We start from the raw sequence: 12,462 nt of genomic DNA, 5'->3' as shown, positions 1-12,462 counted from the left end.
ACAATATGGTTGTGAAGGACGAAGCGCTCTTAGCGCACATCAATCGATTGCCGAACGGCCGCACGACGCTCCGCAACCTGACCCGCGAGCTCGGCTCCAAAGGCATGCGCCGGGAAGAAGTGGAACGCTCCGTCCAGCGCCTGGCCCGCAAGGGTCTGCTGGTCGAGCTCCGGAACAACACCTTCCAGCTCGCCTCAAAGGCCCGCGAGTTCTCTGCCGGCACTCTCCGCATGCACCGCGATGGCTTCGGCTTTGTCATCCTCGACCAGAAGCCCGAAGGCCTCGAGGGCGATATCTTTATCAATCAGGACGACGCTCACAAGGCAATGCACGGTGACCGTGTCCTCGTCCGCATTGGACGCATCGGCCGCGACGGCAAAGCCAATGGCGACATCGTCCGTGTCCTCCATCGGGCCAACCAGCAGATGGTTGGCGAATTCCGCATCACCCGCCGCGGCAACTTCGTCGTCCCCTATGACCAGAAGATCAAGCAGTGGATTGAAATTCCCGAAGGCATGGAGCTCCCACCGCCCCACGTCAATCCCGATCGCGTCGGCCAAACCGAGATCAAGGCGGACAAGGTCGAAGACATCAACGGCATGATGGTCACCGTCGAGGTCCTCGACTTCCCAGACGAAGACGCCAATGGCGTCGGCCGCGTCATCGAACTGCTCGGCTTCGAAGACGACTTCGGCGTCGATGTCGAGATCATGATCCGCAAGCACCACCTGCCGCATCATTTCCCGCAAGCCGTGCTCGAAGAAGCCCACAGCATGAAGCGCGACTTCGGCCCTGCCGAATGGGAAGGCCGTACCGACTTCCGCGACTACGATATCGTCACCATCGACGGTGAATCCGCTCGCGACTTCGACGATGCCGTCTGGGTCGAGAAGCTCCCCGATCAAAGCTACAAGCTGCAGGTCCACATCGCCGACGTCTCCTGGTACATCCGCCCCGGCTCGGCCATCGACGAGGAAGCCATGCTGCGCGGCACCAGCGTCTACTTCCCGGACCGCGCCGTCCCCATGCTGCCCATCGAGCTTTCCACCGATCTCTGCAGTCTCCGCCCCAATGAAGAGCGTCTCGTGCTCAGCGCCTTACTCCACATCGATCATAAAGGGCAAGTCCTCGCGCAGGACTTCACCCGTGGCGTCATCCGCAGCCGGGAGCGCATGACCTACACCAACGTCTACAAGCTGCTCGAAGGCACGCCCGAAGAGCAAGCCGACCTGCGGGACCGCTACGCTCCGCTCGTCGAACGCTTCGAACTCATGAAGGAGTTGGCTCTGGTGTTGAACCGCATGCGCAGCCGTCGCGGTTCCATCGACTTCGATCTCCCCGAACCGATCATCGAATTCGACACCTTCGGCGAGATGGTCGGCGTCTCCCGCGGCCCGCGCAACATCGCCCACCGCCTCATTGAGGAACTGATGCTCGCCGCCAACGAAGCCGTTGCCACGCACCTCCAGGCCAAAGGCATCCCCAGCCTCTACCGCATCCACGAGCAACCCGACGCCAAGCGCGTGGCCGAATTCGAAGAGGCTGCCTCAAAATTCGGCGTCTCGCTCGGCATGGGAGCCGTCCCGGTCAAGAAGTACCGCAACACTCAAAGCACGCGGGACGGCCGCAAGATCCGCCGTGACATCGTCATCAACAACCCCACTCACACCGTCACTTCGAAGAATTACCAGAAGCTTGTCGCCAAAATCGAAGGCAAGCCCGAGGAGCGCATCGTCAGCTACCTCATGCTCCGCTCGCTGAAACAGGCTCGCTACTCGAACGACAACGTCGGCCACTTCGCCCTCGCCGCGCCGGCCTACACACACTTCACCTCGCCCATTCGCCGTTACCCCGATCTCATCGTCCATCGCATCCTCACGGGCATGCGGTTCGAGGAAGAGTATCTGAAGCAACTCGGCGAAGACACCAGCTTCAGCGAACGCCGCGCCGCCGAGGCCGAACGCGAACTCGTCGAATGGAAGAAGATGCGCTTTATGAGCGACCGTGTTGGAGACCACTTCCACGCGATGATCATCTCCACCACCAAGTTCGGCTTCTTCATCGAATTAGAAGAGCTGTTCATCGAAGGTCTCGTACCCATCGACAGCCTCCCCAAGGACCGCTATATGTACAACGAATTCTCCCGCAAGATCGTCGGCGAACGATCGAAACGCGCCTTCTCCGTCGGCGACAAAGTCCAGGTCGCACTCGTCAAAGTAGATCTCTACGAGAAGCGACTCAGCTTCATGCTGGTGACGCAATGAACCGCCTCGCGGGCGAGAAGAGCCCCTACCTCCTCCAGCACGCCAACAACCCGGTCGACTGGCGTCCCTGGGGCGAAGAGGCCTTTGCCGCCGCGCGTGCCGAGGACAAGCCGATCTTCCTGAGCATCGGCTACTCCACCTGCCACTGGTGCCATGTTATGGAGCGCGAAAGCTTCGAGAACGAGTCGATCGCCGAAGTCCTCAACGGCGACTTCATCTCGATCAAGCTCGACCGCGAAGAGCGTCCCGACATCGACCGCATCTATATGATGTTCGTCCAGGCCACCACTGGCTCTGGCGGTTGGCCGATGAGCGTCTGGCTCACTCCAGACTTGAAGCCCTTCTACGGCGGCACTTACTTCCCGCCGGAGAACCGCTACGGCCGTCCCGGCTTCCGCACCGTGCTGCAACAGCTCGCCAACGCCTGGAAGACCGATCGCCCGCGCATCCTGGACTCCACGGACTCCATGCTTGAGAGCCTGCGCCACAACAACTACAGCTCACCCGGCGAAGGTGTCATCGATACGCGAAAGGTCGCCGAGACCATCTACCACGGCATGAGCCGTTCCTTTGACAAGAACCTCGGCGGCTTCGGAGCCGCGCCGAAGTTCCCTCGCCCCGTAACGCTGAACTTCCTCCTCCGCCATTACCTCGTCACCAAAACAGAGGACTCGCTTGAGATGGCCGTCAAGACCCTCCAGGAGATGGCGCTCGGTGGAATGAACGATCAACTCGGCGGCGGCTTCCACCGCTACTCGGTTGACGCGCAGTGGTTCGTCCCGCACTTCGAGAAGATGCTCTATGACCAGGCCCAACTCGTCAACGCCTACATCGAGGCCTACCAGCTCACCGGCAACAAAGCGCTCGCACAGACCGCCCGCGAAACCCTCGACTACGTCCTGCGCGACCTCCGCCACCCCGAAGGAGCTTTCTACTCTGCCGAAGATGCGGACAGCGTCATCGACCCGGCGCACCCGCATGAGAAGGGCGAAGGCGCCTTCTACATCTGGTCCTGGGAAGAGCTCGAATCGATCGTTGGCGCAGACCGCATGCCCTGGTTTGCCAAGCGCTTCGGCATCGAGCGCAACGGCAACGTCCACGAAGACCCGCACGCGGAATTCACCGGCAAGAACATCCTCTACCTGTCCAACCCCGACACCGATCCCCTACCTGAGGAACTCCGCGCCAAACTGCTCGCCGCCCGCAACCAGCGCGTCCGCCCGCATCTCGACGACAAGGTGCTCACCTCCTGGAACGCGCTCATGATCTCGGCCTTCGTCACCGCAGGCCGCGCCCTCAACGAGCCCCGCTACCTGGACGCAGCGATTGCAGCAACAAAGTTTATCGAAGACAAGCTACTGACAGCAAACGGAATCCTGCTCCGCCGCTACCGCGATGGCGAGGCTGCGATCCCCGGCTTCCTCGACGACTATGCGAGCTTCGCCTATGCGCTGATCGACCTCTACGAGGCCACTGCAAACGAGCACTACATCGACCTCGCCCGCAAGCTCGCCGGCGATATGACCGACCTCTTTGAAGACCACGAAGCCGGTGGCTTCTACTCGACCACCGAAGCCGATGCAAACGTCCTGTTGCGCATCAAGGACGATTACGACGGCGCAGAACCGAGCGGCAATTCCATCGCTGCCCAAGTGCTGCTCCGTTTGGGGGAAGATCCGGAGAAGACCTTCCGCGCCTTTGCCAAGCGCATGGGCACCATGCCCCGTATGGTTGGCGCTCTGCTCGCGCTGCCGCCGCGGCAGATCATTCTCGAAGGCGAGGATGTCTCCGAATACCGCAAAGTGCTCGACAAACGCTTCCTGCCCTTCCACCGGATCCTTTACCGGCCAGAGGGCCAGAAGCCGGGCGCTTATGTCTGCGAGAACTTCGTTTGCCAGTTGCCCGTTCACAACGGGAGCGATTTGGAGGCGCTGCTAAACTCTACTCATGTCTGATCGTGTTACGACTCTGCACGGCAACCCGCTGAAGCTGGTTGGCCCTGAATTGAAAGTGGGCGACAAAGCCCCGAATTTTGAACTCACCGGCTCCGATATGAAATCGGTGACTCTCGGCGATGGTGGCACGGTGCGCATCATCAGCGTCGTGCCGAGCCTCGACACCCCGGTCTGCGATGCGCAGACCAAACGCTTCAATGATGAGATCGCCAAGATGGAAGGCGTCGAAGTCTACACGGTCTCGATGGATCTGCCCTTCGCGCAGAGCCGCTGGTGCAGCAACTTCGGCATCGACAAGGTCAAGATGCTCAGCGACCACAAGAATGCCAGCTTTGGCACCAACTACGGCACGCTCATCGAGCCGCTCCGCTTTGAAAGCCGCGCGATCTTTGTCATCGATAAGAACAACGTCATCCAGCACGTCGAGTACGTCAGCGAGATGTCCGAGCATCCGGCTTACGAGCCGGCTTTGGCCGCCGCAGACCGCCTCAAGTAGAACAACCACGCCGCCGCAGCGGGTACCAACAACAGAGTCCCTGGCTCTGGGACAGGTGCCACCTGCGGCGGTGGTGCGTCTGGAATCGGATTTTCACCAGGCGGAACCACAATCGGCGGGTCAACTTCCGGCACGATTGGCGTCCCAGGAGGCTCGTAAATCGGAGGAAACGGCGCTCCCGGCGGAAAAACCGGCCAGTCTGGGGGTTGCACGGTGGGAGGAAGCACACCAGGATTCGGCCCGGGCATGAAGAGCACTGAAGTGCTGGTTGAGGGCACAGGAACGTAGAAGATGGGCTCCGGGCCAGTAGGAAATTCCAAGGGCGGCTGCGGATTGATAATGATGCCGGGAACCGGCGGAAACACGGGATTCGTCGCGATATAGACAAAGGGAGGATGCGACTCAAGCACCGGAGATTCATTCTGACCACCACTGCTGAGGCCGCCAGGCAACCCACCGCCGATCATACCGGGTCCGCTATTAAGAACGCTGGGAGCAATGGGAAAGAGACCATCCGGCAAGTCATGCTGCATCGTAGCAATGGCATTCGGCATTTGGTTCGGCAGCACGAAAGGCAAACCGGAATCCTGGCCATTCGCCTCGCGAACCATGGCTTGAAAAACAGGACCATCCCAGCTCGGGGCATCGAGAACAGCTTCTGAAGGCTCCGCATTTTTTTGAACCGGCCCCTTCGCCTGGAGCGAAACCCGGTTGCCACAGCGCCCGCGGAGCACGTTCACACCGTCACTCAGCAAAATCTCGCCGGGTTTGAAAGCAAGACGTTTCGCCGTCCAGAAGATACGGTCCCCGATGCGGTAGGAAACATAGCCGGTTGCAGGCCGCGTCAGCCGGAAAGCCTTGAGCTTGTCAAAATCGATTCCTTTGTAATGCTCCCGGACCACCGGGTCGATCGCAACCTTCGCTTTGACTTCCTTCTGGTCGAGTGTGCCCCCAGGCACAACAGAGAAAGGAAATACCTGCCGTTTTGACAAGTCAACTTGATGATTGGGCTCAACCTCTACGGCATGAAAACGAGCGGCGACTTCGTTCTCTTTTCTCGATTCACGGGAGCAAGCGAACTGAAGTCCCGCGACAAGCAGTACCAGCATTCCTTCTTGGATTCGACGATTCATATACTTCTACACTCAAAATGGTAGCGTCGGATATCTTAGTTTTGAGGCCATGTTTTCTAAACTCTGAATGTAGTCGGTAATGGTACCATTTCAGCTTGCAGAACTCCTCTCCAAACCCGTCTCAGCTGTCCCTGCGAACGAGAGTACTACGCGGATTGCTCGCCGAGAAAAAGGTGGATGCAATTGTCCTCAGTAGCCTCGTAAACATCAGATACTACACCGCTTTCACCGGATCGAACGCGCTGCTCCTGGTCGACGGCAAAGGACTCAGGTTGTTCACCGACCCCCGGTATACAACCCAGGCGAAGGAACAAGTCTCCTGCCCGGTTACGGTCGCCAAAGGGCCTCTTTTAAAGGCACTAGAGACTAAGGCGAAAGCCCTAAAATATAAGAAAATTGGCTTCGAGGATGCCCGGGCTTCCTATGGATTTTCTAAGGCCCTGTCGGCCATGGGGAAACTCGTGCCGCTCGGAACGTCTGCCGAAAGGCCCAGGTGGGTAAAGTCCGAGGAAGAAATCGCGGCAATTCGCGCGAGCGTCCTACTGAATTCCAAGGCATTCGCAAATGCGATGAAGCGCTTCAAGCCCGGCATTCGCGAAAAAGACCTGGCCACCGAGATCGATTACCAACAACGCAAGCTGGGTGCGGAAGGCCCAGCCTTTGACACGATCGTGGCCAGTGGTGCGCACTCTGCCTTACCTCATGCGAGCCCGCGGGATGCCAAGATCGAGCCGGGTGGCTTTCTGTTGATCGATATGGGTGCGTGTCTCCATGGCTATATGAGCGACATGACACGTACGCTGGGCGTCGGCACAATGCCGGAGCAGGCGATCCGGATGTATGAGGCGGTCCTCGAATCGCAATTGGATGCGCTGGCTGCCATTCGGCCGGGACGCACTGCGGCGGACATCCATGCGGCAGCGGTCAAAGCGCTAAAGAGGCACAAGCTCGACAAACTTTTTGTCCATTCCACCGGCCATGGACTGGGACTGGAGATCCACGAAGCTCCGCGGCTAGGCAAAGCAGACCAGACGGTGTTGGAAGCGGGAATGGCGATTACCGTCGAACCAGGCGTTTATCAGCCCGGATTTGGGGGCGTTCGGATCGAAGATACGGTGATCGTGACGGAAAGCGGAGTAGAGATTCTCACACCGACCCCAAAAGGTTGGACAATAGTAGGTTAGACCCTGCGATGAATATTGAAGAGATCAAAGAACTGATCCGGCTCGCCGATGAAACCGGCGTAGCGGAACTGGAAGTACAGCGTGGCGAGAACCGAGTCCGGATCCAGCGCGCGGCCGTCCGGCAGGAAGTGATTCTGGCGCCTAGCGCCGCTCCTGTGGCGCCGCCACCCGCAACTGCGGCAAACGCTGCGCCCATTGCGCCCAAGGACAACCTCTACACGATCAAGTCCCCGATCGTTGGGACCTTCTATGAGTCCCCGTCCCCCGAGGCCGGGCCCTTTGTGAAGGTGGGCGATCCGGTTACGGCGAAGACGACCGTTTGCATTATCGAATCGATGAAGCTGATGAATGAGATTGAAGCGGAAGTCTCTGGCGTTGTGGTCGCCAAGCTGGTAGAGAACGGTAAGCCTGTTGAATATGGCGAAGCACTGTTCACGATCCGGCCAAACTAAGGCGCCATGTTCCAGAAAATTCTGATTGCCAATCGTGGCGAAATCGCCCTGCGCGTCATCTGCGCAGCCAAGGACCTTGGGATTAAGACCGTTGCGGTTTACTCCGAAGCGGACCGGCATAGCTTGCATGTCCGCTTCGCGGACGAAGCGGTTTGCATCGGTCCCGCCAAGAGCGCCCGCAGCTATCTCGACATCCCGAGCGTGATCAGCGCGGCTGAGATCACCAATGCCGAAGCGATCCATCCCGGCTATGGCTTCCTCAGCGAGAATGATCGCTTTGCCGAAGTCTGCGGCATGAGCGGGATCAAGTTCATTGGTCCGACGCCCGAAGTGACGCGGATGATGGGCCTGAAGCAGAAGGCGCGCCAAGTGATGAAGGAAGCCGGGGTGCCCGTGCTGCCCGGTTCGCCGGAAGCGCTGACCAGTGCCGAAGAAGCACTGGACTATGCCGCCAAAATCGGCTACCCGGTGATTCTGAAGGCGGCAGCCGGCGGCGGCGGACGCGGCATGCGTGTGGTCCATTCCGCCGAAGAACTGCCGAACCTATTGGCGCAGGCGCAGAACGAAGCTGGTGCAGCCTTTACGGTGCCAGATATCTATCTCGAGAAGTACATTGGCGCCCCACGGCATATCGAGTTCCAAGTGCTCGCCGATGAGCATGGCAATGTCGAGGTGTTGGGCGAGCGCGAGTGCTCGATCCAGCGCCGGCACCAGAAGTTGATCGAAGAAGCTCCTTCTCCTGTCATGAGCCCGCAGTTGCGGGAGGAGACCATCGCGGCCCTGAAGAAGGCGCTGAAGGCGATTGGCTATCGCAACGCCGGCACGGTGGAATTTCTGATGGATGAACAGGGCAAGTTGTACTTCATTGAAGTGAACGCCCGCATTCAGGTGGAACATCCGGTGACCGAGATGATTACGGGGATTGACCTGGTGAAGTCGCAGATTCGCATTGCAGCTGGCGAGCGGCTGGAAGACATTCTCGAGGGACCGATCCGCCTGAATGGACATGCCATTGAGTGCCGCATCAATGCCGAGCATCCCGAAACTTTCGCACCCTGCCCTGGCAAGATTACCGGCCTCAATCTGCCCGGTGGCATTGGCGTACGCGTGGACACCGCTGTCTATACAGACGGTGTGATTCCGCCTTATTATGACTCTCTGGTGGCAAAGCTGATCGTCCATGGCCGTGACCGTACTGAAGCGATCGCGCGGATGAAACGTGCGCTCGATATGTTTGTGGTGGAAGGGATCTACACTTCAATTCCGCTGCAGCGGAAGATCATGGACGATGAAGATTTCGCTTCGGGCAACTTCGACACGACCTTTATCGCTCGCAAACTCGCTTCGATTCAGAAGCACTAAGAGAGATTCGCTTTGCGCGAACGCTTCGTTGCCCTTGGACTGATCACGGTTCTGGCCGTGGCCATCACAACGGAGCTCCTCAGCGCCGTGCACTGGATTGGGCGGCCAGCGATTGCGATTGTCTGGGCGGCCATTCTTGCGCTCTGGACGATGGGCCTGCGCGGGGTGAAGTGGGATTTCTCGTGGGAGTGGATTCCGGTTGCCGGGATCTGGGCTATTGAAGGCTTTACGGCACTGGTTAGCCCGCCCAATTCCAGCGACGCGATGGCATATCATATGCCTCGCGTCGTGATCTGGATCCAGCAGCATAGCGTCGAGTTCTTCGCAACGCCTTATCTCAACCAGATCATGCTGCAGCCCCTGCATGAGTATCTGCTGCTGCATTTTCAACTCTTGAGTGGCGGAGACCGCCTGGCCAACTGTGTCGCCTGGCTTTCCACCGGCGGATATCTGATTGCCGTCAGCCTATTGGCTCGTAACCTAGGCGCCGGCACGCGAGGACAGGCACTGGCAGCCTTTTGCGCCGCCACTTTACCGAACGGGATCATGCAGGGCTCTGGCGTAAAAAATGAGGCGCTGTTGAGCTTCCTGCTGATCACGATGGTCTCCTACGCGCTCTCTGGCCGGAAGTGGGCTGTGGCAACAGCTTGCGGGCTGGCCTGCTTGACCAAAGGCACTGCGTTTCTCTTCTGCGGCCCGCTGGTGCTCTTGCTGATTCCGCGGGCGATTCCCCATGTGGCGCTGCTGGTACTGCTGATCAACGGCCCTTTCTTCTGGCGGAACTATGACCTGAGCGGATCACCGCTTGGCTTTGATTCCGCCCAAGCGGACGGCCGCTACCGGTGGCGGAATGAGTATCTCAGTTGGCAGCCCCTTGCCTCGAATCTGATGCGCCATCTCAGCGAACAGATGGGGTCAGGATCACAGCGTTGGAACGACGGGGTCTATGCGATGACGCTCCAAGCCCATGAAGCCTTGGGCCTGCAGGCCAGCGATCCGGCCATGACCTGGCGAGGTGAAAAGTATGCGGCTCCCCGGCGGACGCTACATGAGACGGACTCGGCCAATGGCTGGCATCTGGCGCTGCTGGTGGGGGCGGCGATCTATCTGGCCTGGAAGCAGGACAAGCGGGCACTGCTGATTCTGGGGGCCATGGCGATGGGAACAGCAGCGTTCTGCTTCTATCTGAAGTGGCAACCCTTCATGTCGCGCATGTGGCTGCCGCTGTTCAGCCTTGGCATGGCGCTGGTGGGTGTGAGCCTGGCCCGCATGCATTGGCTTGTACAAGTTAGCATTTGCTTGCTTTTCCTGAGCGGTGCGCGGCTGATGCTGTTCAAGAACTGGGTGAGACCACTACGAGGACCGGAGAACATGTTCCAGTTCACGCGCGAGGATCTTTACTACAACGACATGAAACCGTGGAATGTGCGGAAGCAGTATGACGAGACAATGCAGCAACTGCGGGCTTCTTCCTGCCGCGATCTGGCGATGGATATCAACATATTTCAGTTGGAGTATCCGATTCAGGCGCTACTGCTCAAAGAGCATCCCGACACCCGCTTTGTCCACGTGAACACCACAAACCCCTCGAAGAAGTACGAAGCACGAATGGATGCGGTGAAGCCCTGCCTGCTGGTTTGCTTGGCCTGTGATCGCTGGGTGGAAACTATTCCCGCTCCGCCACGGCCTTGAGACGATCCAGATCTTCCGCCATCTTCGCCGTAGCCATCCGCATAATGATGGGCTGCAGGAAGCGGGCAAATCCGTAGTTGAAGTGAAAAGTACTGGAGACGGTGAGGGCGGTTCGATTGCCGCCGAGATCTTCCAGCAAGTAGTTGGTGGTGCCTGAGAAGGTCTCTCGTTCGATGAGCTTTACCGTGAGACGCTTCGGAGCTTCATCCACCGTAATCTCGGACTGGATCTCGATCTGTTGCGCGGCGTTGTTCTGGTCCGTCATGACCCAGACTTCTTTTGTTCCAACGCCCTTGGCGCCAGGCGTCAGTTGCTTGATTTCCTTGAGCGATCCGACCCAGGACTTTGCTTTTACAGGGTCATCGAGATAAGTCCAGACAACAGCAGCAGGCCGATTGATTTCCACCCGGTTGCTCATCGAATCGGCACCTTCGCGAAGGCCCATGAGGAAAATGGTGGCTGCAATCGAGCAGACCAGTGCGAGAAAGATGAGGAGAGCCCAGCGGACGTATTTCATTTTCATTCGCTCCGAGGAGATACCTAGCTAGTCTACAACCCGACGCGGCGGGAGAGTCCGAAAACGCGACGGGGATTTCCAAAAGCGGACAGTCGAGGAAGCATCTAGACACAAGAATCACTGTTTTTCCTGGCATTTCGATTGCTTCTGAGCAGATATGCGGATCTCGTGGGAGCCAGTGCGGTCGTTGGCCAGGATGCCGATCTTCACTGGGATTGCCCTGCTGACACTGTCGATTGCGATTGGAGTGAACACGGCCGTATTCTCGCTGCTGTATCAGATTCAGTTTGTTCCTCTGGCGGTGGAAGAACCCAAACAACTGGTGCGGCTTTGGGAAACTTCGCCCGAAGGGGCAAGCGAGATTCCCGTGTCCCCTGCAAACATTGTCGACTGGACCCGACAGTCGAACACGCTGCTTGATAGCGCGACGTGGATCCATGCAGCAGCCCGGCTCGATGGAACAAGCGTTGAGATTGTCGAAGGCCAGATGGTGAGCCCGAATTTCTTCGAGGTGTTGGGCGTGAGGCCGGCGCTGGGGTCGGGATTTCAAATCGCCGATGGGCGCTATGGAGCTCCGCTGGTGGTGATGATCAGCGACCGCTTGTTCACGCGACGCTATGGGCGGGATGCTTCGATTGTGGGCCAGTCGATTCCTGTGAATGGCCGGGACGCACTCGTGGTGGGCGTGATGGCTGCCGATGCATTCACGATGGGGAGCCCCCATTGCGATGTGTGGCTGCCCCTGCGCTTTCATCCGAAGCGCAAGGATCGTACCCATGTGGGGCGATATCTGAATGTCGTCGCACGACTTGCGCCTGGAGTGAGCATTCAGACGGCGCAGCTTGAGTTCAATGGGATCGCCCGGCAACTCGAACAGAAGTATCCGCGTTTCAATGCCAGATGGGGCGTGCGCGCCGTTGCGCTGCAAGAGAGTCTCACCGGAGCGCTCCAGCAACCGCTGCGGTGGGGTGCAAGCGCAGGATTCGCCATGCTATTGCTGGCTTGTGCCGCACTCGTGAAATGGTATCTGAAACGGCAGTCCAGGAGATCGCGAGAGCTGGCTCTCCGTGTGCTGCTCGGTTCGAGAAGGCTGCACTTCTTCCAGCTTTTCGCTGCGGAAGGACTTGTCCTGGGATTGGGCGGGGCAGTGTTTGGGCTGGCGTTGGCCAGGAGGCTGGTGGCGGAAGTTTGTGTATTTGTTCCCCAGATGGACAGTATGCGGTGCGATTCCATTTTTATCGGAATTGCTTTGGGACTGGGGATTCTTTGCGCGGTTCCCTTCTCCGTCGTGCCTGCGATGAGCATCCGCCTGGAGACGCGGGGAAATAGTCGCTTGCGGTAAGGCCCTGGATTCCTGCATTCCGCTGGGCTATATTGTTTTGCAACTCCATGTACACGAGTTCCGCA

General features: G+C 58.8%; 10 protein-coding genes. 8 read left to right on the top strand and 2 right to left on the bottom strand.

Features of this window, described 5'->3' with window-relative positions:
- The first annotated feature begins 5 nt into the window (after positions 1-5).
- From M017_RS0118930 to tpx, 3 genes are read left to right on the top strand one after another with little or no spacing between them, the layout of a single operon-like run.
- Entirely contained in the window at positions 6-2,264 is a 2,259-nt protein-coding gene (locus tag M017_RS0118930; protein WP_031499725.1) for a ribonuclease R family protein, read from the top strand.
- Entirely contained in the window at positions 2,261-4,219 is a 1,959-nt protein-coding gene (locus M017_RS0118925) for a thioredoxin domain-containing protein (RefSeq protein ID WP_031499724.1), read from the top strand. The genes M017_RS0118930 and M017_RS0118925 overlap by 4 nt, the downstream gene beginning before the upstream one ends.
- The gene (gene tpx / locus M017_RS0118920) at positions 4,212-4,715 is read left to right on the top strand and encodes a thiol peroxidase (RefSeq protein WP_031499723.1); all 504 of its coding nucleotides are present in this window, start codon (positions 4,212-4,214) and stop codon (positions 4,713-4,715) included. Before M017_RS0118925 ends, tpx begins: the two co-directional genes overlap by 8 nt.
- Here tpx and M017_RS0118915 read toward each other — a convergent pair.
- Positions 4,676-5,707: a PEP-CTERM sorting domain-containing protein gene (locus M017_RS0118915; RefSeq protein ID WP_155121493.1), complete on the bottom strand. Its 1,032-nt coding sequence runs from the start codon at positions 5,705-5,707 to the stop codon at positions 4,676-4,678. The genes tpx and M017_RS0118915 overlap by 40 nt on opposite strands.
- A gap of 236 nt (positions 5,708-5,943) precedes the next feature.
- On the opposite strand from M017_RS0118915, the gene M017_RS0118910 reads away from it, so the two are divergent.
- From M017_RS0118910 to M017_RS0118895, 4 genes are read left to right on the top strand one after another with little or no spacing between them, the layout of a single operon-like run.
- A complete protein-coding gene (locus M017_RS0118910) occupies positions 5,944-7,032 on the top strand; it encodes a M24 family metallopeptidase (RefSeq protein WP_272945396.1) in 1,089 nt (362 codons plus the stop codon).
- Positions 7,033-7,040: 8 nt separating this feature from the next.
- The gene (gene accB / locus M017_RS0118905) at positions 7,041-7,484 is read left to right on the top strand and encodes an acetyl-CoA carboxylase biotin carboxyl carrier protein (RefSeq protein ID WP_031499720.1); all 444 of its coding nucleotides are present in this window, start codon (positions 7,041-7,043) and stop codon (positions 7,482-7,484) included.
- A 6-nt stretch (positions 7,485-7,490) separates the two neighbouring features.
- Positions 7,491-8,846, top strand: coding sequence for an acetyl-CoA carboxylase biotin carboxylase subunit (gene accC / locus M017_RS0118900; RefSeq protein ID WP_031499719.1), 1,356 nt, complete (start codon positions 7,491-7,493; stop codon positions 8,844-8,846).
- A gap of 12 nt (positions 8,847-8,858) precedes the next feature.
- Positions 8,859-10,538 carry a hypothetical protein gene (locus M017_RS0118895; protein ID WP_031499718.1) on the top strand — a complete coding sequence of 560 codons (1,680 nt, stop codon included), beginning with the start codon at positions 8,859-8,861 and terminating at the stop codon, positions 10,536-10,538.
- Here M017_RS0118895 and M017_RS0118890 read toward each other — a convergent pair.
- Entirely contained in the window at positions 10,513-11,055 is a 543-nt protein-coding gene (locus M017_RS0118890; protein ID WP_031499717.1) for an SRPBCC family protein, read from the bottom strand. The two genes, M017_RS0118895 and M017_RS0118890, sit on opposite strands and share 26 nt — an antisense overlap.
- Before the next feature lie 196 nt (positions 11,056-11,251).
- Between M017_RS0118890 and M017_RS0118885 the strand changes: the two genes are divergently transcribed.
- The gene (locus tag M017_RS0118885) at positions 11,252-12,397 is read left to right on the top strand and encodes an ABC transporter permease (RefSeq protein WP_031499716.1); all 1,146 of its coding nucleotides are present in this window, start codon (positions 11,252-11,254) and stop codon (positions 12,395-12,397) included.
- The last annotated feature ends 65 nt before the right edge of the window (positions 12,398-12,462 follow it).

It is taken from the genome of Bryobacter aggregatus MPL3 (assembly GCF_000702445.1).
GTDB lineage: Bacteria > Acidobacteriota > Terriglobia > Bryobacterales > Bryobacteraceae > Bryobacter > Bryobacter aggregatus.
This window is presented reverse-complemented; position numbering and strand designations above follow the sequence as displayed.